At 35.1% G+C, this 21,218-nt stretch carries 20 protein-coding genes; 10 read left to right on the top strand and 10 right to left on the bottom strand.

The window, feature by feature from the left end; all coding sequences use genetic code 11:
• Position 1 precedes the first annotated feature (1 nt).
• The 4 genes from AC1EU5_RS01295 to AC1EU5_RS01280 all read left to right on the top strand — a co-directional run bounded on the left by AC1EU5_RS01295 (position 2) and on the right by AC1EU5_RS01280 (position 6,301).
• A complete protein-coding gene (locus AC1EU5_RS01295; protein ID WP_480190534.1) occupies positions 2 to 2,725 on the top strand; it encodes a carboxypeptidase-like regulatory domain-containing protein in 2,724 nt (907 codons plus the stop codon).
• A gap of 10 nt (positions 2,726 to 2,735) precedes the next feature.
• Complete coding sequence (locus tag AC1EU5_RS01290; RefSeq protein ID WP_480190533.1) at positions 2,736 to 4,082, top strand: DUF5689 domain-containing protein; 1,347 nt, start codon at positions 2,736 to 2,738, stop codon at positions 4,080 to 4,082.
• A gap of 75 nt (positions 4,083 to 4,157) precedes the next feature.
• On the top strand, positions 4,158 to 5,540 hold the full coding sequence (locus tag AC1EU5_RS01285) for an MGH1-like glycoside hydrolase domain-containing protein (RefSeq protein ID WP_480190532.1): 1,383 nt from the start codon (positions 4,158 to 4,160) through the stop codon (positions 5,538 to 5,540).
• A complete protein-coding gene (locus AC1EU5_RS01280) occupies positions 5,537 to 6,301 on the top strand; it encodes a hypothetical protein (protein WP_480190531.1) in 765 nt (254 codons plus the stop codon). The genes AC1EU5_RS01285 and AC1EU5_RS01280 overlap by 4 nt, the downstream gene beginning before the upstream one ends.
• Here AC1EU5_RS01280 and AC1EU5_RS01275 read toward each other — a convergent pair whose 3' ends face one another.
• Positions 6,302 to 7,255 carry an endonuclease/exonuclease/phosphatase family protein gene (locus AC1EU5_RS01275; protein WP_480190530.1) on the bottom strand — a complete coding sequence of 318 codons (954 nt, stop codon included), beginning with the start codon at positions 7,253 to 7,255 and terminating at the stop codon, positions 6,302 to 6,304. It abuts the gene before it with no gap.
• 59 nt (positions 7,256 to 7,314) lie between these two features.
• On the opposite strand from AC1EU5_RS01275, the gene hflX reads away from it, so the two are divergent.
• Positions 7,315 to 8,517: a GTPase HflX gene (gene hflX, locus AC1EU5_RS01270; protein WP_480190529.1), complete on the top strand. Its 1,203-nt coding sequence runs from the start codon at positions 7,315 to 7,317 to the stop codon at positions 8,515 to 8,517.
• Positions 8,518 to 8,624: 107 nt separating this feature from the next.
• Here the strand turns inward: hflX and AC1EU5_RS01265 are convergent, their stop codons facing one another.
• The 6 genes from AC1EU5_RS01265 to AC1EU5_RS01240 all read right to left on the bottom strand — a co-directional run bounded on the left by AC1EU5_RS01265 (position 8,625) and on the right by AC1EU5_RS01240 (position 13,068).
• A complete protein-coding gene (locus AC1EU5_RS01265) occupies positions 8,625 to 9,425 on the bottom strand; it encodes a hypothetical protein (protein WP_480190528.1) in 801 nt (266 codons plus the stop codon).
• The gene (locus AC1EU5_RS01260) at positions 9,422 to 10,546 is read right to left on the bottom strand and encodes a CNNM domain-containing protein (protein WP_480190527.1); all 1,125 of its coding nucleotides are present in this window, start codon (positions 10,544 to 10,546) and stop codon (positions 9,422 to 9,424) included. Before AC1EU5_RS01260 ends, AC1EU5_RS01265 begins: the two co-directional genes overlap by 4 nt.
• Positions 10,547 to 10,640: 94 nt before the next feature.
• Positions 10,641 to 11,591, bottom strand: coding sequence for a DUF3078 domain-containing protein (locus AC1EU5_RS01255; protein WP_480190526.1), 951 nt, complete (start codon positions 11,589 to 11,591; stop codon positions 10,641 to 10,643).
• An 89-nt stretch (positions 11,592 to 11,680) separates the two neighbouring features.
• Positions 11,681 to 12,190 carry a DUF2480 family protein gene (locus tag AC1EU5_RS01250; RefSeq protein ID WP_480191081.1) on the bottom strand — a complete coding sequence of 170 codons (510 nt, stop codon included), beginning with the start codon at positions 12,188 to 12,190 and terminating at the stop codon, positions 11,681 to 11,683.
• Positions 12,191 to 12,291: 101 nt separating this feature from the next.
• Entirely contained in the window at positions 12,292 to 12,612 is a 321-nt protein-coding gene (locus tag AC1EU5_RS01245; protein WP_480190525.1) for an iron-sulfur cluster assembly protein, read from the bottom strand.
• Positions 12,613 to 12,642: 30 nt separating this feature from the next.
• Complete coding sequence (locus AC1EU5_RS01240) at positions 12,643 to 13,068, bottom strand: SufE family protein (protein ID WP_480190524.1); 426 nt, start codon at positions 13,066 to 13,068, stop codon at positions 12,643 to 12,645.
• Positions 13,069 to 13,129: 61 nt separating this feature from the next.
• Between AC1EU5_RS01240 and AC1EU5_RS01235 the strand changes: the two genes are divergently transcribed.
• From AC1EU5_RS01235 to AC1EU5_RS01215, 5 genes are all read left to right on the top strand, one after another.
• Entirely contained in the window at positions 13,130 to 14,056 is a 927-nt protein-coding gene (locus tag AC1EU5_RS01235; protein WP_480190523.1) for a PfkB family carbohydrate kinase, read from the top strand.
• 43 nt (positions 14,057 to 14,099) lie between these two features.
• Positions 14,100 to 15,998 carry an amidophosphoribosyltransferase gene (locus AC1EU5_RS01230; RefSeq protein WP_480190522.1) on the top strand — a complete coding sequence of 633 codons (1,899 nt, stop codon included), beginning with the start codon at positions 14,100 to 14,102 and terminating at the stop codon, positions 15,996 to 15,998.
• Between the two features lie 43 nt (positions 15,999 to 16,041).
• Positions 16,042 to 16,521: a hypothetical protein gene (locus AC1EU5_RS01225; protein ID WP_480190521.1), complete on the top strand. Its 480-nt coding sequence runs from the start codon at positions 16,042 to 16,044 to the stop codon at positions 16,519 to 16,521.
• A gap of 56 nt (positions 16,522 to 16,577) precedes the next feature.
• Positions 16,578 to 17,495, top strand: a complete 918-nt coding sequence (locus tag AC1EU5_RS01220; protein ID WP_480190520.1) for a hypothetical protein — start codon at positions 16,578 to 16,580, stop codon at positions 17,493 to 17,495.
• Between the two features lie 155 nt (positions 17,496 to 17,650).
• Entirely contained in the window at positions 17,651 to 18,790 is a 1,140-nt protein-coding gene (locus tag AC1EU5_RS01215; RefSeq protein ID WP_480190519.1) for a DUF5929 domain-containing protein, read from the top strand.
• Here the strand turns inward: AC1EU5_RS01215 and AC1EU5_RS01210 are convergent.
• From AC1EU5_RS01210 to AC1EU5_RS01200, 3 genes are all read right to left on the bottom strand, one after another.
• Positions 18,787 to 19,194 (bottom strand): c-type cytochrome, encoded by a 408-nt coding sequence (locus AC1EU5_RS01210; RefSeq protein WP_480190518.1) that lies wholly within the window; start codon positions 19,192 to 19,194, stop codon positions 18,787 to 18,789. The genes AC1EU5_RS01215 and AC1EU5_RS01210 overlap by 4 nt on opposite strands.
• Positions 19,195 to 19,474: 280 nt before the next feature.
• Complete coding sequence (locus AC1EU5_RS01205; protein ID WP_480190517.1) at positions 19,475 to 19,960, bottom strand: hypothetical protein; 486 nt, start codon at positions 19,958 to 19,960, stop codon at positions 19,475 to 19,477.
• Between the two features lie 23 nt (positions 19,961 to 19,983).
• Positions 19,984 to 20,919, bottom strand: coding sequence for an OmpA family protein (locus tag AC1EU5_RS01200; RefSeq protein WP_480190516.1), 936 nt, complete (start codon positions 20,917 to 20,919; stop codon positions 19,984 to 19,986).
• Positions 20,920 to 21,218 lie beyond the last annotated feature (299 nt).

Raw genomic sequence — 21,218 nt, 5'->3', positions numbered from 1 at the left:
AATGGCTAAACATTTATATCTCTTCATAAGCTTTTGCTATGTGCTTATAGGGCATTCTCAAAATTTCAGCTCCATAAAAGGTTTTGTGGTGGATTCAGATACAAAACAAGAAATTTTTGGTGCTGCTATCAACATTGAAAATAGTTTTCATCAAACCAATACACAAACTGATGGTTATTTTGAATTAAAAAATGTCTCTCAAGGTACATATATTCTTCAAATATCTAAAAATGGGTATGAATCGATTTCACTACCTATTGACATTTCACCAAACCAAGAGTTAGATTTAGGAGTTATCTTTTTGAATACTTCTTTTACGAATCTACAAGAGAACAATGGCACTATTTCTTTAACTGATGAAGAATTAGATGATGACATTGGCCTTTTAGAAAATGTCACAGGTATTTTACAAGCTTCAAGAGATATCTTTCAAAAAAGAGCTGCTTTTGATTTTGGACAAGCCTTTTTCCGGCCTAGAGGCTATGATTCTCAAAATGGAAAAGTACTGATCAATGGACTTGAAATGAATAGCTTTTTTAATGGTAGAGCTCAATGGAATCTTTGGGGCGGTTTGAATGATGTAACCAGAAATCAAGAATTTACCTATGGCTTAAAAGTAAATGATTTTTCGTTTGGCGGACTTTTAGGTACCACTAATATCAATACCAGAGCATCTCAATATAGACCAGGGCTCAGAATTACCTCTTCGTATAGTAATAGAACCTATAGTGCTAGATTTATGGCGACCTATAATTCTGGTTTACTTAAAAATGGACTATCTTATAGTGTGTCTGCTTCCAAACGCTGGGCAGATGAAGCCTATATTGATGGCACTTTTTATGATGCTTATAGTTTATTCGGAGGATTGGAATATCAATTAAATCCGAAAAATAGCATAGCTCTAACAGGTATTTTTTCACCTTCAAAACGTGGACAGCAATCTGCCATTACAGAACGCGTTTTTAATGAATTAGGCAGAAAATACAATCCGTATTGGGGTCGTCAGGATGGCAGGAAAAGAAATTCAAGGATTATTGACATTAGTCAGCCAATTTTTATGCTTTCTTATTTTTACGAAGGTGATGATCTATCAATTACCTCAAACATATCCTACCAAAATGGAACTCAAAAAAGAAGTCGTTTAGATTATGCAAATGCACCAAATCCGAATCCAAACTACTGGAGATACTTGCCTTCTATTTCAGAAAACCCACAAGTTGATTGGAATGCGCTCTATGATGCCAATAGAAATGTTGAAAATGTATTAGATGGAGGTAGTGCGCGATATCTGCTTTACAATGATGTTGTAGAAAATAGCATTTTAAATGCAAACATTATTGCAAACACAAAACTTACAAATGAGCTATCTCTGGATATAGGCGTTAATTACCAGACCTCGACTGCTGTTAACTACGCCCAACCAAAAGACATGTTAGGATCTCAATACTATACTGATGTTAATAATTTTACGTTGATTAATGGACAACCGTCTGCTAATAACCTTTTAGAGGGTCCGCAGAAATCAATTGACCAAAAAATCAAATACCATTATGATATTTTTGCTGATCAATTAGGTGGATTTGTACAATTAAAATATAGTAGAAACAAATTAGATGCTTATGCAAGTGGTCACTATACCTCAACAAATTATCAACGCAAAGGGAAGTTTTTAAACCAAGCTTTTGAAGACAATTCCTTAGGCAAAAGTGAGTCGGTTTCGTTTAATGACTTTTCAGTAAAAGGAGGGGCGAGCTATAAAATTACTGGAAGGCATTTGGCAACTATAAATGGTGCCTATCTATCCCGGCCTCCAACTGTTCAAAATACATTTGTAAATCCTCGTGAAAACAACTTGATTGTACCTGATTTACTATCGGAAACTATATTGAGTCTTGACGCTTCCTATGTATTGCGTTTGCCTGACCTTAAAAGTACTTTGACTGCCTATGCAACCGATTTTAATAATAGAACAGATATTAATTATTTCTTTGCGGAAACAGGTTCCGGCGCTGACTTTTTTCAGGAAGTTGTTACCAATATCGATACTAGGCATATAGGATTGGAATGGGGATTGGAATATCAATTTACTGATGCTGTTACGTTTAGTTTAGTAGCTGCCTTTGGCGAACATTATTATAAAGATAATGCCAATACTGCGGTAAATTTTGACGTAACCGGGTTTAATAATGATCTCATCAACACAACCGGGTTTCAGGATTTTGGTACTAGCTATTTAAAAAATTATAGGGTAGCCAATGGACCTCAACAAGTCTTGTCGTTAGGTGTTGAATATAGAGATCCTGATTATTGGTGGGTAGGTGCAACTGCTAATTATTTATCACAATCGTACGTTCAACCATCTAGTATTACAAGAACAGATAGTTTCTTTAACAACCCTGATGATTTTGGACTTCCTTTTGAAAACATAGATGAAAGCTTGGCAACAAATTTATTACAACAAGAAGCATTTGATAGCTTTTATCTGCTCAATCTTGTTGGAGGTAAATCATGGCGGATTAAAGATCACTATTTAAGCTTTTTTGCCAGTATAAATAATGTATTTGATACAGTCTATAGAACTGGAGGTTACGAACAGTCAAGAACAGCCAATTATGGTGATCTGGTTGAAGACACTGCTAACGGTATAAATCAAAGAAATTTTGGTAATAAATATTGGTATGGCTTTGGGCGTACCTATTTTGTAAATCTGTCTTTTAGTTTTTAAAAAAGGTCTTATGAAGAGAGTGAATATTATTTTATTGATGATTGCTTTTACACTTATTTCTTGTTTGGATGATGAATATGATATTCCAGAAATTGTTTGCTCAGGTAATGAATTAACAGCAACAAAAACCATTGAAGAAATACATGCACTCGCAACGGACACGCCATTTTTATATGAAGCTCAAGATATTATTGAGGCCTATGTGGTTTCTAGTGATCAAAGTGGTAATTTCTTTAAGACATTGTCATTTCAAAATCCAGAAGGTTCAATTGGTCTGCAAATGCCTGTTGATGTCAATGACTTGTATACCATTTACAATCCGGGGAGGAAAGTCTTTATTAACCTACAAGGGTTGTACATTCAAAAAGACCATGATATGCTCATCATTGGTAATTTAGAAGATGATGAAATTCAAAGAATCCGCTCTACCCAATTTGAAGAAGTGATTGTAAAGTCATGTGAGGTTACTGAAGAAGCTTCTTTGGTAAGCACCTTAAAAATTGAAGAGGTCAACGATTCCAGATTAAATACACTGGTAGAATTTACGGGAATTCAGTTTAATGATAATGCCATTGGCAATACTTATTTTGAAAGTAGCAATAGTATTGGTGGCTCGACCAATCATTTTATCATTGATGAAACGGGTGCTCAGTTAATTGTCCGTACCAGTCAATTTGCCGATTTCTCCAATATAGAAGTACCTAACGGTAACGGAACTATCAGAGGAGTACTTACCAAATTTGGAGATGATTACCAGTTATTTATCAGAACGCTGTTAGATGTAAATATGAGTGGTGAACGCTTGGATATTGTTGCCAATTTAAAGAACAACCTGTTTATCTCAGAAATAGCCGACCCAAATAATAATTCAGGGGCACGCTTTATTGAAATTTACAATGCCGAAGATGAAGCGGTCACACTTAACGGATGGACACTCCGTAGATATACCAATGACAATACGTCTGTTTCTTCTGAAATAGACCTAACAGGAAATGCCGTTGCCAGCGGAGATGCTTTCGTGATTGCTGCCAATGCCCCGACATTTGAATCTGTATTTGGTTTTGCCCCCGATCTTGAAGGTGGCTCCGGAAGCCCTGCCGATTCAAACGGCGATGACAATTTTGAATTGGTAGACTCACAGGGTAATGTTGTGGACGTTTTTGGTGTGATTGGTCAAGATGGTACTGGAACCAATCATGAATTTGAAGATGGTAGGGCCAATAGAAAAGCCTCTATTAACCAAGGAAATACAGTATATACATTTTCGGAATGGGATATTTGGAACGACACTGGCGGCGCAGGAACCACCAACTCACCTCAAGACACGCCGGGTAATTTTACACCGGGGGTTAGGTAAATATAACCGAATTCATGCTTGAATTTTAAAATCATTGCTAAAACCCGTACCTTTTTATCTTTAAAATTTTACACCGTGAAGAGACGTGATTTTACCAAGCAATTTACCCTGGCTGCCGGCGCTGTAAGCATCGCACCTTTAACTTCGTGCAAAACAGAAAACCAACTTCAAGAAACCTTAGCAAAGGCGTCTGAAGAGTTTGTGGTTTCTGATGAGCTTTCTAAAAAAATGTATGAAAAAGCCTTAGAAATTACCAAAAGCAAAGTGCGTGGTGGTGATAGTGAAGTCTTCTTTAAAAAGCCTTTTATAGACGCTGCATTTTCTAAAAATATCTTTTTATGGGATACCTGTTTTATGTGTTGTTTTGCCAAATATCACCTAGATGAATTACCAGTATACCAAGCCTTAGATAATTTCTATGATCGTATGGAAGATGATGGCTATATCTGCCGTGAATACCGTCATGATGGTACTCCCCTATGGTCTAAAGAGCATCCCGTTTCTATCAATCCGCCATTATTGGCTCTTGCCGAAACCGAAATTTTTAGCGTCTCTAAGGACATAGAGCGTTTAAAAAAGGTCTATCCTATCTTAAAAAAGAATTTTGAGTTTCATGTAAATACCTATATGCTAAACGACCATCTTTTTTATGGAGACACTTTAGGTATGGGAATGGATAATATTCCCAGAGCTCCCAGAGATTGGGAACCTAAAGAAGGCAATGGAATGTCACATCATGAACTCGGTGAGAAACTGGCCGCTATGGATGCTTCCGGAGAAATAAAACTTAACACGTTTATCAGGGAGTATGTAGATACCAAACAAGGCGTATGGAATAAGCAGGCGCGTTTAGTAGATTTTTCATCGCAAATGGCCATGTTTGCCTTGCAATTAAAAGAAATGGCAAAAACAATTGGTAAAAATGAAGATATACGAGGCTATGATGATTTTCATGCCAAAGTGAAAAAAGCCATCAATGAAAAATGTTGGAATGAAGACGATGGTTTTTATTATGATCTTGGTTTTGACAAGCAGGTACAACGAGGCCATATTGGTATGTACTGGACGCTCTTAGGGCAACTTGTTCCTGAAGATAGAATGGATAGGTTCTTATCGCATTTAACCAACCCCAATGAGTTTTATCGCAAAACACCCTTACCGGCACTCTCGGCATCCGACCCTGATTATGTAGGCTGGGGCGATTACTGGTTAGGTGGTGTATGGGCGCCTACTGTTTATATGGTATTAAAAGGATTAACGACTGTTGGAAAACAAGAGTTAGCAAAGGACTTGGCCGCTAAAATTTATAAAAATGTAGCCATTGTATTTGAGGCAACAGGCACTTTTTGGGAAAACTATGCGCCTGATCTTATCTCATACGGCATGCCTTCTAAAAAAGATTTCTGCGGCTGGACAGCACTTATACCAATTGCTATATATAAAGAGTATATTACATGAGAAAGTTAATAGCACTACTTATTTTTTTCAATTCATTAATTGGTTTCAGTCAAACTAAAACAATTCATGTTTTTGTTGCCTTATGTGATAATGTTAATCAAGGAATTGTTCCTGTTCCTAAAAAACTTGGTAATGGTAAAGATCCTGCAAATAATCTTTATTGGGGAGCTGCTTATGATGTGAAATCCTTCTTTAAGTACAAGACTTCTGATTGGAATCTAATAAGAAATCTAAATTCTGATGATTCTAATATTCTTGATAGAGTATTGTTTAAACATAAATCAAAAGACACTTATTTATTGGCTGAAGCTTATGATGGAGCAAAAATAAAAACTTGCATTGAAGACTTTTTGAAATCTTCAAACAAACAAAACAAAATGACAATAAATGCAGACGATAAATTATTGAGTTTTGGAGGAGGCGCCGATCTAGTCACTTATATAGGGCATGATGGACTTATGGAATTTAATGTTGATGTTAAGTATAATGATGAAGAAAAAACAAATACTAAAGATGCTATTGTTTTAGCTTGCTACAGTAAAAGCTATTTTCATAACGAATTGAAATCTGCAAATGCAAAGCCTGTATTATGGACTACGCATTTAATGGCTCCTGAAGCTTATGTTTTAAAATCAGCTGTTGATGGTTGGATGCTTAACGAGTCTGACAAAGACATTAAAGAAAGAGCTGCTCAGGCTTATAATAAATATCAGAAATGTGGAATTAAAGGAGCTCGAAATTTGTTCACTTCCGGTTTTTAGCTAGTTTTTTCTTTCTAGTGTAATATACACCGGAAAATGATCACTAAATCCACCTTGGTGCCATTTACCGATGTAGGTTCTAAAAGGGCTTCCTTTATGCTTTCCTTTCCAAGATTTTAGAAAATGCTCATCAAAGATTTCTGCCTTTCTATAGACCAATCCATTGCTTTCGTCAAAGAAGTTTCTGCTAAAAATGATCTGATCAAATAAAAACCATGCCGACTTATGCTTAGCGGTACCTCTACCTCTGTCGAACATTGATTCATAAGGGTTGTAAAAATCCGGTGATACTAAGTACTGCTTAACACTCGTATTCGTTGGATTGTCATTAAAGTCGCCCATGATGATGATCTTAGCATCTAAGTTCTCCTTTCGAATTGTGTCAATAATCTCATGCACCTTCTCAGCTGCTTTGATGCGCTTATTGGCCGTTTCTTCAGTGCCACTTCGTCTTGACGGCCAATGGTTCACGATAACATGCACAAGTTCACCTTTTAACTTCCCTTTTACCAATAGAATATCTCTCGTAAAATCACGCTCGCCATCTTCATTAAATAATAAAACCGGAAATGCTTCAGAGGCTAGCAATTCAAAATATTCTTTTTTGTATAATAGTGCAACTTCAATACCTCGCTCATCTGAGGAATCGTAGTGCACAATACCATAATGATGTTCTGAGAGGTCTTTTTTGCTGATCAGGTCAATAAGTACCTGTTCATTTTCAACCTCGGCAACACCAATAAGGGCAGGTGCTTTTCTCGTCTCCTCTTCGCCTATGTCATCAATCACCGAGCTCAGTTTTTTTAATTTTCTGTCATAGCGTTTTGCATTCCATTTTTTTCGTCCATCAGGGGTAAAATCATCATCCAGAGTATCTGGATCATCTATGGTATCGAATAAGTTTTCGAGGTTATAGAAAGCAACAGTAAATAAATCTCTGGAATTATCGCGCAAAACAGTGTTTAAAAGGTCTGAAAAGTACAAAAAATCATTAAACTTTCTACCTTTGCGCCATGATAGAAAAGAAGACCTTAGACTTTGAAAAGACCGTCTTGATAGGAGTGATCAATAAAGAACAAGACGAACAAAAATCAAAGGAATATTTGGATGAGTTAGAATTTCTAACCTTCACAGCCGGTGGAGAAGTGGTAAAACGCTTCACTCAACGTATTGATATGCCTAACCCAAAAACCTTTATAGGTTCAGGTAAAATGGAAGAAGTTCAAGAATTTGTAGATAACAATAAAATAGGTTCTGTTATTTTTGATGATGAGCTCTCTCCCGCACAGCAAAAAAATATTGAACGCATTTTACGTTGCAAAATCTTAGATAGAACAAGTTTGATCTTAGATATTTTTGCGCAACGGGCACAAACGCATTATGCCAGAACACAGGTTGAATTAGCACAATATCAGTATTTATTACCTCGTCTGGCAGGATTATGGACACACTTAGAGCGTCAACGTGGTGGTATTGGTATGCGTGGCCCAGGGGAAACAGAAATAGAAACTGACCGCCGTATTGTACGTGATAAAATTTCCCTACTGAAAAAGAAATTGGTTACCATAGATAAGCAAATGGCAGTACAAAGAGGGAATCGTGGTAAAATGGTACGTGTAGCTCTAGTTGGGTATACCAATGTTGGGAAATCTACCTTAATGAATACCATCAGTAAGAGTAAGGTCTTTGCCGAAAACAAATTATTTGCCACCTTAGATACTACTGTTAGAAAAGTTGTCATCAGAAATATCCCCTTTTTATTATCTGATACTGTAGGGTTTATTAGAAAATTACCTACGCAATTAGTAGAATCATTTAAGTCTACCTTGGATGAGGTAAGAGAAGCTGATCTGTTGTTGCATGTAGTAGATATTTCGCATCCAAATTTTGAAGAACACATAGAGTCAGTTAATACTATTCTAGATGAAATAGCTAGCTCTGATAAGCCCACTTTGATGGTTTTTAATAAAATTGATGCGTATACTCATGAAACTATTGATGAAGACGATTTGGTAACCGAAAAAACAACGGCACACTTTACCCTTGGTGATTGGAAAAAAACCTGGATGGGAAAATTAGGTGATAATTGCTTGTTCATCTCAGCATTAAATAAAGAAAACTTAGAAGAATTCAGAGAAAAAGTTTTTGAGGAAGTTAAGAAAATACACATCACACGTTTTCCGTATAATGATTTCTTATATCAGGAATATCATTAACTTTTTTCATCCCTTGTTGTCACTCTAGGCAGCGTCTGAGCATGCAAGTAAAATCTTTTTTAATAGATTTCCTCTAGATTACTGCCTCCGCAGGAATGACATAAACATTATTGTAATTGAAAGTGAATATGGTCATCATGTCTTACGGATTGACAACCATGAAACCTTACCTTGGCACTTGTTAAATTGAGCCGTTGTTTTAAATGTGGTTCAATAAATAATTTTCCTACTTCAGATTGATCTGTAATTATATTTGCAATACCTTTTGTCGCTTTTTCAGAAAACTTAATGCCTTTATTTATTTTACCTAATGTTAAATACTTAGGAAAGTCATACTGCCAATTTCCTTGTGTCTTACACGCTTTAATTTGATTGTATTCTTTTCTTTTTGGATGTTCGTAGATACCGTAACCACTAACTGAAGGTTTCTTATTGGTAAGCTTATCATTTTTCTTGTAGATAAAAGAAATGTCTATCTTTTTACCATCATTATGACTTAAATGAGGAAATAACGGAAAGCCATCCATAAAAGGAAAGTTAGCATCTAAATACACAACTTTAATTCCATTATATCTTTTTGATAAATCTTGGGAAATCTTATTCAGTGTATTGTTCATTTCAGGTCTTACATAATTTCTATTTGCCAGAGTGTAGACAAAAGAATGTGCCTTTACTAATTCTGATTCTTGTATTCTTTCTCTACCAAAAAATGGGGCAAGTATTGGAATTATTAGAAAAGTTGCTGCTACATAAAGTGCAGAAAAAAGCCCGAGACGTTTTAACGCCCTTTGAGAAGTTTTTCTTCTAACAAGAAGAAGTGAAATAAGATAAACTATTCCTCCTATTTGAGTAAGCAGGGTAAGTAAAAAAAATATTAATAAATGAAAAAAAGGATTGAGAAATTTCATGAATCAGAAGAACTATCTTCATCGATAATTCCCAATCTTTTTGCACGTTTTTCCCAGTTTTTGCGTGCCAATTGTTGCATGTCAGAATCGGTATCGCTTTCATCCATGATTTCAAGACCTAGCAAGGTTTCAATGACATCTTCCATAGTGACCAATCCACTTATAGAGCCATACTCATCAACCACCAAGGCGATATGTTCTTTCTCCTCTACCAGTTTTTCAAATAAATTAGGAATGGGAACATTTCTACCAACAGCCAATAATTTTCGTTTGAGCTCTCCCATGACTTTTTGATCCTTGTCTTCAGCTAAGTTTTTGTAGACGTCATCCTTTAGAACATAACCCGTAATATTATCCTGATTGTCTTTATACACTGGTATTCTGGAGAAACGCAAATCCTTATTTTCATCAAAGAACGCTTTGATATTTTGATCTTCGGGTGCAATTTTAAGTACTGTTCTTGGGGTCATAATATCTTTGGCAAAAATGCTCTTAAAATTCAAAAGGTTCTTTATGACCTTAGATTCTGACTCTTCAAAAACGCCTTCTTCATGAGCAATATCTGCCATGGCATGAAAATCTTCACGGCTTAATACACTACCATGATGTCCTTTTCCTCCAATCAATTTTGTTGTGAGTTGCAATAACCAAAGTATTCCTGTCCACTTCAATGGGAAAATAAGAACATTCAATGCCTTGCTAGTAAAATTGGCAAGTTGTTTCCAGTAAGTAGCTCCAATAGTCTTCGGAATAATCTCAGAGGCAACTAAAATCAAAATAGTCATCACAGAAGAAACGACACCTACCATTAGGTCTTCGGTGAACTCAATGCCAAAAATGCTCCTTGGTTTACTTCCGTAAATCTCAGCATACGCCACCTTAGCCTGCACTCCTACCAAAATGGCGCCTACAGTATGTGCAATGGTGTTTAAGGTTAAGATGGCAATAAGCGGTTTGTCTACATCCTTTTTCAGGATTTCTAAGTTTTCTGCATAAGCCTTTCCTTCTTTTTTCTTAACATTAATAAAAGTAGGTGTAACACTTAATAATACCGCTTCAAGAATAGAACATAAAAATGAAAAGAAGATGGAAACAATTCCGTAAATAATGAGTAAGGCCATTGAAGGTTTTATTTAACGGCAAAAGTAACAAGAAATGCTAGTATAAAAAAAGACTCTCATTTTGAGAGCCTTTTTAATATTATTAACGCATCATTTAGAATGAATAGTTCAAACCAAACAACCAGTATGATTGAACCTCATTATCAGTATTATCAAATGTTGCATCTGGATCATATCTAGGATTTGGGTTTCCAGAACCTAAATTTTGAGTTAAAGCATCGTTTAGTACTTCCTGATGATTTCCTCGCAAACCGAATTCAAAACCTAAACCAATTCCTTTCCAGAACGTATAGCCAAAAGAGTTGATCCATGTCCAGTTAGAAAGATCTCCACTTTCATAGCTTTGGAATGTTGTAAAATTGGTTTTAAAATTTACTTTGCCTAATTGCTTTGTATAGTCGGCCACAATCTTTGCTCCCAATGAAGAGTTAAATGCTGTATCATTATCTGCAAATACAAAGTTATAATTCAAAGGGTGTATTACTACGATCAAATCTTGGATTGGTGTCCATGTTGCACCCACACCTAAATCTAAATAACCTGGGTCATTAAAGTTTTCAATAATTGTAGACCTGTACTCTCCCAAAGCTGAGACTGCCCATTTGTCGCTTAATTTCCAACCATACAAAGATGTAATTGTAAAAACATCTGAGGCAGAATCGAAGTCGTTACTGTCATCTGGGTTGTCTTTGTCGTCATTCTTAACCCATGCCATGTTAATATTGGTTGAGTTTCTCCAGAAATACTTTTCCTGAATTAAGTTGGCAAATCCATTAACCGTAACCCCAATGTTTCCTGCTGAGGTATTTGGTGTACCTCTTGAGTACCACTTATCGTAACCTGCTATGTTGGCACCTATAGTACCAAAAGCACCAATTCTCCAACCCGGTAAGGCATCTATCTGTGCCTGTAAAGCATCAACTTCACCTTGTAATTTAGCAATGGAGTCTTTTTTAGGAGCTTGTTTAGCTAATAATTCTTCTTTTGTCTGTGCAAATGATGCTATCCCGAACATCACTGCTACTATGAGCACTAATTTTTTCATTTTTAAAATTAATTTTTAGTTTCTGCGGCGCAAAAATACGCTATTTCCTTAAATAGACACAAGTTAACTATGAAAGTCACAAAAGGAAGCTACTTTTTTTGCTTGTATAGAGGAACTGTTGAACAAGCTTCTCCAAACATAATTGACTTAGCTACTGGGAGCAATTTTTCAACAAGTTGAACAGAGGCGGTTACAGGAATGGGCTTGTTGGCACAGCCTTTAATAATGATAGGTTTATTAGCATAATGGTTAACATCCAAATCATAGATAATTTCCTGAAATATGGTAGTTTCTAATAGTTCTAAGTTTCCAACAACCAGTCTTTTAACAAATGGACTAAGTTTAGTAGTCAGCAGCAAGTAAGCCCAAGAAGGAATGATGGCATCGGTGCTGCACGTCAGTGCCACATAATTATCTAGATATTGCTGCCAATCATGATTCTCAACCTCTTCACGGAAATCTTTTTCGCGCAATAATAGTCCTTCATAAAGCCAATCAGCAATATCAAATAGCAAGCGCTTTCCTTCTGGATACCATTCCTCAAGGTCAATAGTAACCAGTTTACTTTGCGCTACTCTATTGATAATTTCTTCTGCCATAATTTTATCATGCCATTGCGATGAGTTCCGATAGCTATCCGGACGACGAGGCAATCTTTTCAAACAGATTACTTCATTTCATTCGTAATGACGTTTTTTATCTACAAAAACCCTAATTCTAATTTTGCTTCCTCACTCATCATATCCTGACTCCAAGGGGGGTCAAACGTGATTTCTACCTCAGCATTGTCAATCTCTTCTAAGGTCTGAACTTTTTCTTCTACTTCAACCGGTAAGGTTTCTGCTACGGGGCAGTTAGGAGACGTTAAAGTCATTAATATTTTAGCCTCTTTACTTTCATTAACAAACACATCATATATTAGCCCTAATTCATAAATATCCACCGGAATTTCAGGATCAAATATGGTTTTTAAAACGTCTACTATTTTATCACCTACTTCTTGTACTTGTACATCTGTCATAACTCAAAATTTACACTATCAAAGATACTATTATTGCGTCAACTTAGCCTGAAATGCTACTGCGTACATTTTCAATTGTTTGATCATAGATACCAACCCATTTGCCCTGGTTGGGCTTAGATGTTCCTTCAACCCAATTTCATCAATAAAATCAGTATCGGCATCCATAATTTCCTGTGGTGTTCTATTAGAAAAAACGCGTAATAACAAACCTACCAATCCTTTAGTTAAAATGGCATCGCTATCAGCCGTAAATACAACCTTATCACCTTGTAATTCGCCGTGCACCCATACTTTAGACTGGCAACCTTTTATAATATTATCTTCAACCTTATATTGTTCATCTATCAACGGAAGTGACTTGCCTAACTCAATCAGATGTTCATAGCGCTCCATCCAATCATCATAGAGTGAAAACTCGTCTACAATTTCTTCTTGTATTTCTTTGATAGTCATTTTTTAAACTTATTTTTGCACAGTCGTGATTAGAGCGGCAAAATTACATTAAAAAAAAAGAATGGGGAAGTTATTAGCGGTAGGCACCGTTGCCTTTGATGCCATTGAAACACCTTTTGGCAAAACTGATAAAATTTTAGGTGGTTCCGCCACTTTCGTGGGACTGGCTGCCGCACAATTTGGAGTAAAAACCGGAATTGTTTCTGTAGTAGGTGATGATATGCCACAGACTTATTTAGATATGCTCAACAGTCATAATATTGACACTTCTGGAATTGAGATTGTTGAAGGAGGAAAAACTTTCTTTTGGAGTGGACGCTACCATAATGATATGAATTCGCGTGACACTTTAATTACTGAATTAAATACGTTGGCAGACTTTAACCCTGTTGTTCCTGAAAGTTTTAAAGACGCTCCTGTAGTAATGTTGGGAAATTTACATCCCTTAGTACAGGCATCTGTATTAGATCAAATGGCAGAAAAGCCTAAGCTGGTCATTTTAGATACTATGAATTTCTGGATGAATTCTGCCTTAGAAGATTTATTGGAGGTTATAAAACGCATTGATGTTATTACAATAAACGATGAAGAAGCACGACAGTTAAGCGGTGAATATTCATTGGTAAATGCTGCCAAAAAAATACATAGTATGGGGCCACAATATGTGGTGATTAAAAAAGGAGAACATGGTGCATTATTATTTAATAATGGCAATATGTTTTATGCTCCAGCATTACCTTTAGCTGAAGTTTTTGATCCTACAGGGGCTGGTGATACGTTTGCTGGCGGGTTCGCCGGATATATTGCAAAAACAGAAGATATTTCCTTTGAAAATATGAAAAATGCGGTCATTTATGGATCTAATTTAGCATCCTTTTGCGTAGAGAAATTTGGAACCGAACGTATGGTGAACTTGAAACAGGAAGAAGTTCAAAACCGATTGCAATTATTTAAACAGCTAACGCAATTTGAAATAGAAATCAATTAATACATCCGCGCCTTTGAGCGCGGATTTTTGTTTATAAACGTTTATGAGCGAAGCAATAAAGCATGAATGCGGTATCGCATTAGTACGGTTACTAAAACCACTAGATTACTACCAAAAGAAATATGGCACTTCTTTTTATGGCATCAATAAAATGTATTTAATGATGGAAAAACAGCACAATCGTGGTCAAGATGGTGCTGGTTTTGCTAGTATAAAGTTTGATGTTAATCCTGGTACGCGCTATATTAGCAGGGTTCGCTCAAATCAACAATCTCCTATTCAAGATATTTTCGCTCAAATTAATGACCGTTTAAATAACATTCTAGAAAAGAACCCTGAAAAGGCAAAAGATGCTCAGTGGCAATTAGAAAATATGCCTTATGTAGGTAATCTATTTTTAGGACATGTTCGCTATGGTACTTTTGGCAAAAATAGTATTGAGAGTGTGCATCCCTTTCTTCGCCAAAATAACTGGAAACATAAAAATTTGATTGTTGCGGGTAACTTTAATATGACCAATGCCAATGAATTGTTAGAAGAGCTTATAGAGCTTGGGCAACATCCAAAGGAGAGCACAGATACTGTGACCGTAATGGAAAAAATTGGTCATTTTTTGGATGATGAAGTTCAGAATTTATACCAAAGCTGCAAAGAGAGAGGTATTAGTAAAAAAGCTGCCTCACCTGTAATAGAAGAAGAATTAGATATCAAAAACATATTACAACGCGCTTCAAAAAATTGGGATGGTGGTTATGCTATGGTAGGCTTAATTGGGCATGGCGATGCCTTTGTATTTAGAGATCCGGCTGGTATACGTCCTACATATTATTATAAGGACGATGAAGTGGTGGTGGTGGCTTCTGAAAGACCTGTGATTCAAACAGTTTTTAATGTTGGTTATAGCGAAATAAAAGAGTTGGAGCGTGCGCATGCATTGATAATTAAAAAGAATGGTGTTACATCCGTTGAGCAGATCAAGGAACAGTTACCAAAAAAATCATGCTCATTTGAGCGTATTTATTTTTCAAGAGGTAGCGATGCAGAAATTTATAAAGAGCGTAAAAATTTGGGGCGCTATGTGTTTCCCAACATTCTAAAGGCTATTGATAATGATGTTAACAATACAGTGTTTTCTTACATACCTAATACCGCCGAAACATCTTTCTTCGGAATGTCGCAAGCCGCTGATGATTATTTAATTGAAAACAAGCTGCAAACCATTTTAAAAGGGCAACGCTCCATCTCAGCAGAGAAAGTAACCCAAGTATTATCCGAGAGGGCTCGTATCGAAAAAATAGCGATTAAAGATGCAAAATTAAGGACATTTATTGCAGATGATAATAGTAGGGATGATCTAGTAGCACATGTCTATGATGTTACCTACGGTGTTGTAAAATCTAGTGATAACCTGGTAATTATTGACGATAGTATCGTTCGTGGTACCACACTTAAGAAAAGTATTATTAGAATACTTGATAGGTTAAATCCTAAAAAAATAGTAGTTGTCTCTTCTGCTCCTCAAATTCGATATCCGGATTGCTATGGTATTGACATGGCGCGCATAGAAGAATTTATTGCCTTTAAGGCTGCTCTTGAATTACTGAAAGAGACAGACCAATACCATATTGTGGAAGAGGTGTACAAAAAATGTAAAAATCAAGATAGTGTTCAAGGTAACGAACTAGAAAACTACGTGCGTGCATTTTACAAACCTTTTACGGCGGATCAGATTTCAGATAAAATAGCGCAATTATTAAAGACAGAAGATATTAATGCTGAAGTTAAAGTTATATATCAATCTATAGAGGGACTTCATAAGGCTTGCCCAAATCATACTGGAGATTGGTATTTTACTGGAAAATATCCTACCATAGGAGGAATTAAAGTGGTCAATAGAGCTTTTATAAACTTCTTTGAAGGCAATAAACAAAGAGCCTATTAGTAATTTGGCATTTTTATTGCCTATATATTATAAAGAAGAAAAAATGAAAAAAATACTATTCTTACCATTGTTTGTTTTGCTTATGAGTTTTTCACAATGTGATAAAGATAAATTTGATAAAAAAGTTCCGGTTAATATTAAAGAATTAACATATCAAGATTGGGTAGGTGGTAGACCAGGCTCTAAGGGAACTTTGGTTACAGTAAAAATGAATAAGCCTGAAAACAAGATAACTTTTGATTCTATTTATTTTCATGGAAAAATGACCAAATTAGAAACAAGTGAGTCTAAAGATCTGTTAACTTTAATCGGTAATTTTATAGCACCAAATCTTAAAGATAGAAATCTTATTTTGTCTTCTGACCCCAAGGAAGAATTTGGTAATAGACCTCCAAGAATAATTAAAAAAAGTCCTTTTGAACTCAATGATAATGAGGCTGTTATAAGTTATTTCATCAACAATGAAAAACGCTATTTCTTAATCAAAAACTTAAAGAAAACAGAGACACTTTACTACCAATAAAGATTTTTGGCACAGCGTTTGATTTCTTAACAACAGAAACATTAAAATTGTGCCTTATGAAGCTTTTAAAATTACTTACAGGTTTAATGCTAACCACAACCTTGTTGAGTTCTTGTGTTGTATCAGTTGGCGATGATATTATAGATGATAGTATTAGTCTTGAACAACTCGTCACTTCATATGATTTATGGTACGTAGATTATAACAGAACAACTGGAAATGGAGATGTTCCTTTTTTATCAAAAGCTTTTACAATTTCTTTTCAAAATAACCGTTTATATGCTAACAATAACCTGGTAGGTCTGGGTTCTAATGGCAATGGTTTTGGTCAACAAATTGGATACTACAGCACAATAAATGGTGTTCTAGAAATTGATCATAATCTTGACGGGTTCATTGATTTAGAAGTGATACAATCGTCTCGTGATGAGATTATTCTTAGAGATACATTTACGAATACTTCATACTATTTGATTGGTTATTTTAGAAATAACTTTGATTATGACTTTGTATTCTATGATAATATTGAGTATTTCTTGCAAGAATATGTAGCCTGGGAAAAAACATTTACAAGTGGTGAAGGTTCAGATAATGCTTTTGATTTTGAGAACTATTTAGAGTTTACACCTGGTGGAGACACAGATACGTTTAGGTCATCAGAAGATGAGTTTGGCACAAATATTGATTTCATTAATTGGGATTACATAGGCAACTATGAAGTATTTGATGTAGAGGGATTTGATGATCTGAAAATTTTAACACTAGATTATGATTTTTCAGACAATGAAGAGTTTGAGTTGAGCGTTATAGATGATACCCTGATTAGCCTATACCATATCAACTCTGGAAGAACATACGAATTTAAAGGAAGAGGAAACATTCTATTTAAGAATGGTGCTTCTGGCCAAAAACCCAGAAATGAAAAGCGATTCAAAACAAATCGCAAAACAAAAAAAAGACATACAAAAGTATAAAGATAAGGTTTGGTTAGTTGATTTTGGTTGATTCATTTCAACCAACGCCGCCTCAGGTTTCTGAGGCGGTTTTTTTATGTTTTTATAACATTTTTCTTTTCGTTTAGTTATTCTCTAATCATTATATTGCAAACAATACCTTCTCTCTATTAAAAATGATTAATAAGCAGCTTTTAATTAAGAACCTTCTCGCCTATAATGATGAGAATAGTTTTTATGACAAAAAGCTAAAACTCAATTTTGGCACCAAAGAAGGAAAGGCAAAATTCTTAAAACATGTGTGTGCCTTATCCAATTCAAACCCAGAGAACAATTCTTATATCATTGTGGGTGTTCATGATAAAGGAAATAAAATAACCGGAGTAGATTTTTTTGATGACAGTAAAATTCAAAACCTGGTGAATGCTTACTTGATAAACCCTCCTAAAATTCAATACGAAAACATTGCTTTCCCTAGGCTTTCAAGGCATAAAGTTGTTGGTTTGGTTACCATTCACCCAATCAATGAAATCACTTCCTTCAAAAAGACAATTTGGAAATACCCAAGAGATATGGTTTTTAATAGAAAAGGAAGCACTTCAATACCTTCTGACTATTTATTTGAATTAAAAAGTACCAACAAATCAATTGTATTGGCTATTGAGAAAAATGCTGCAAATAATATAGAGCTGACCTTGAATGGCGTGTTTGACTTTTTTGAAAACCATAATGATGAGCTTGACCCTCAATACAAAGTTTTTAAAGACCAATTTGTACTATGTTGGGCTGGGCAAAAAAATATAGTGAATACCAAAACGTATTATTCACGTGTAGATATTGAGCTAATAAATGAACAAATTCGATTATTTTATTCGGCTCTTGATGATGTTCAAATTCAATTCAATGAGCAGTCATTCATCATTACTGAATATATTCAATTAGGCATTGATAAAGATATTACCTACTATCCTCTTGAAAAAACTATTATTCATTTCAAGGATAATGGCACACATGATATAGCATCTGAGCTATTATTTGAACCTCCTCAGTTTGACCCAATAGTTTTAAAACACATTTATAATACTAATAATGTGCTTCTTGAAAAGCTAAAAAAAGGGCTTTCACTAAGTAAAATTGATCTAAAAGATCTCAATCAATTACCTATTACATATCTTATTTGTTCCCTTAACGGATTTGTAGATGCTAAAAATAAAATAGCAGAAGTTAGGCCTTATTTAAGGGAATTAGACGATAAACTACCCTACATAAAAATCAAAGAGACTGAGCGTATCTTACGAAAATTAAAATACAACTAGCGTCGTTGAAGAGTACGCACATAGTTTACCACATCCCAGCGTTCACTTTCTGATAAGATGGGGCCCCATTTAATCATGGCATTTCTACCATTAGAAACTTTCCAAAATAATTCGCCATCTGTTTGCTTTTCAACCATGGGTAGTGTAAGGTTTTGAGGTTTTGGACTCAATGCTTTACCACCAGGGCCATTACCTTTACCTTCAGGACCATGACATATCATACAACGTGTTTTAAAGATACGCTTACCTTTATTTGCAGATACACGTCTATTGATAGGTTTTACCGGGTTCTTAATGTTCTTTGCTTCGCTTGGGGCTTTCCATCTATCCTCTTGACCTTCAATTGTTATAAACCCCACAAATACAAACGAAATGAAAAATATAATAAGTACTATTTTCTTCATACTCTCTGTTTAAATTATTGGTAACTAAAACATTACCAAGGCATAAAAGTCAAAATCCATGCCAATATATTGGTTAAAAATAACAAACCAACATTACTTACAAACGTTTTTAATCCTTTTTTATTCTTAGACTGTTGATATCTTACCTGCTATTTCACGTGGTTTTGTGTTTATTATAATCTCTTATAGCGTCTATAAAAGATTATTAAGGAACTCTCTTCCTATCAAAAAACCACCTTAGAATCTAAGGTGGTCTTTATTTTTACATTTTAATTGACAATTATCTTCCTCCGTCAAGTTCTTCTTGCCAATCAAAAAGCTTTTGCCATTTTCCTTCATAAGCTAATCTAGCTTGTTCTGGCCATGTTCCAGGGTCATGCATCTTAAAGCGCTCTCCTCCGTTATCTAACACGCGTTGACAAGTTTCAATGGCCGCCTCTGATAATTCTTTCCAAGTATTGATACCATGATTATGAAATAACTCTTGAATTTTAGGACCAATACCTTCAACTATTGTTAAATCATTTTCTTTGATACGCTTACCAAAAACTGCTTTTGCTGCATCAGCATTAAAAGCCATAACGCTTGCTGCCAATGAAGAAGCTAGGTTTGCCTTGCTTGATCGGCAGTCATTCAAATCTGCTTCTAAGTGTGTTACTTTTGCCTTCCATTCATCAATATTCCCTCCTGTTAACTTTCCTAATAAATAACCTAATAAGGCTGAGATTAAACCTACTAATAATGGAATTAATATACACCAATTCATAATTTTATGTTTTAAAGTTGTTTTTAGTTTATAGTTACAATTGTTCTTCTGTTTTTAGCCCTTCCTTCTTCAGTATTATTATCGGCAATAGGTTCTGTTTGACCTTTAGAAGTAGCCGAAATTTTCCTTTCAGGAATGGTATTTCTAATTAAATACCTTTTCGCAAAATCTGCACGTTCTTGACCTAATACAATGTTATTCTCCGAATCTCCAGTATTATCTGTATGGCCTACCACATTACAAGTGGCGCCGCCTACTTTATCTAAATATCTCGAGATATTTGCCATTTTTTGGCGCTGCTCTGCACTTAATGTAATTGAAGCTTCACCTGTATTAAAGTATAATATTAATGGGTTTGCCCTAATTTCATCACCTAAGGCCTTAATAGCTTCTTCTCTTGAAGTATCATCTTCAGCCAGTGTAATTATATCATATGCTACGGGGCCGTAGTAAACGTTATTTTCATCAGGCCTCATAGTACCTTTTAATTCACCAAATGTGTCTATCAATCGGGATGAAATACCTTTAGAAACAAAATAATTCTTTACTGCATTCGCTCTGGCAAGGCCCAAATTAGGATATGCCGAATTGTTTTCCTCATCATTTGTGTAATAGCCCGTTATTTTTAGTCTTTTTTGTCCGTTAGCATCGAAATACTCTTTTACTTTTAATACTCCATCATCTACATTTGCAGAAATAGGTTCTAAAATCTTGAAATTGGAACCATTAAAATTAAAATTGTCATTAATGTTAAGTGCAAAATCTCCATTAACGTCTTTTATGATAAAAGGGGTTAATGTAGCTGGTTGTACTTCTGGTTCTACACTTATATTTTCTTTTGTTGTTTCTGATTCATCACTTGGAAAACAGTGACAGTTATTACATAAATAACAATACAGTAGTGTACCCAGAATAATTGTAAATAAAATACCTAGAAGATATGATGTTTTTTTACTCATGAAGTTGTTTTTAGTTAATAGTTTGCGCTATATAATTGCATTCTTAAATTTAAGAATAAGAAATCTTTTTCGCCTTATTTCAATTATTTAGACCATTAATTTACAAAAAAGTCACCCATTTGTTAAAAAACAGGGAAAATCCCCTTAAAAATCAGGAATTTTCCTCTTGCTGATACGCAACTCACTTTAGATATTTGTATCATAGTTTTAGTTGACAAATATCAACTACAAGATATAACCTTGTTTCTCCCATACAGTTTGGCATTGAAACAAGGTTTTTTAATTTAAAAAAACCCTCA

It is taken from the genome of Maritimimonas sp. 2405UD52-3 (assembly GCF_056591715.1).
This window is presented reverse-complemented; position numbering and strand designations above follow the sequence as displayed.

Coding starts and splice junctions, on each gene's coding strand:
- AC1EU5_RS01295 (WP_480190534.1), top strand. CDS start 2: ATGGCTAAACATTTATATCTCTTCATAAGCTTTTGCTATGTGCTTATA.
- AC1EU5_RS01290 (WP_480190533.1), top strand. CDS start 2,736: ATGAAGAGAGTGAATATTATTTTATTGATGATTGCTTTTACACTTATT.
- AC1EU5_RS01280 (WP_480190531.1), top strand. CDS start 5,537: ATGAGAAAGTTAATAGCACTACTTATTTTTTTCAATTCATTAATTGGT.
- hflX (WP_480190529.1), top strand. CDS start 7,315: ATGATAGAAAAGAAGACCTTAGACTTTGAAAAGACCGTCTTGATAGGA.
- AC1EU5_RS01265 (WP_480190528.1), bottom strand. CDS start 9,425: ATGAAATTTCTCAATCCTTTTTTTCATTTATTAATATTTTTTTTACTT.
- AC1EU5_RS01260 (WP_480190527.1), bottom strand. CDS start 10,546: ATGGCCTTACTCATTATTTACGGAATTGTTTCCATCTTCTTTTCATTT.
- AC1EU5_RS01255 (WP_480190526.1), bottom strand. CDS start 11,591: ATGAAAAAATTAGTGCTCATAGTAGCAGTGATGTTCGGGATAGCATCA.
- AC1EU5_RS01250 (WP_480191081.1), bottom strand. CDS start 12,190: ATGGCAGAAGAAATTATCAATAGAGTAGCGCAAAGTAAACTGGTTACT.
- AC1EU5_RS01245 (WP_480190525.1), bottom strand. CDS start 12,612: ATGACAGATGTACAAGTACAAGAAGTAGGTGATAAAATAGTAGACGTT.
- AC1EU5_RS01240 (WP_480190524.1), bottom strand. CDS start 13,068: ATGACTATCAAAGAAATACAAGAAGAAATTGTAGACGAGTTTTCACTC.
- AC1EU5_RS01235 (WP_480190523.1), top strand. CDS start 13,130: ATGGGGAAGTTATTAGCGGTAGGCACCGTTGCCTTTGATGCCATTGAA.
- AC1EU5_RS01230 (WP_480190522.1), top strand. CDS start 14,100: ATGAGCGAAGCAATAAAGCATGAATGCGGTATCGCATTAGTACGGTTA.
- AC1EU5_RS01225 (WP_480190521.1), top strand. CDS start 16,042: ATGAAAAAAATACTATTCTTACCATTGTTTGTTTTGCTTATGAGTTTT.
- AC1EU5_RS01220 (WP_480190520.1), top strand. CDS start 16,578: ATGAAGCTTTTAAAATTACTTACAGGTTTAATGCTAACCACAACCTTG.
- AC1EU5_RS01215 (WP_480190519.1), top strand. CDS start 17,651: ATGATTAATAAGCAGCTTTTAATTAAGAACCTTCTCGCCTATAATGAT.
- AC1EU5_RS01210 (WP_480190518.1), bottom strand. CDS start 19,194: ATGAAGAAAATAGTACTTATTATATTTTTCATTTCGTTTGTATTTGTG.
- AC1EU5_RS01205 (WP_480190517.1), bottom strand. CDS start 19,960: ATGAATTGGTGTATATTAATTCCATTATTAGTAGGTTTAATCTCAGCC.
- AC1EU5_RS01200 (WP_480190516.1), bottom strand. CDS start 20,919: ATGAGTAAAAAAACATCATATCTTCTAGGTATTTTATTTACAATTATT.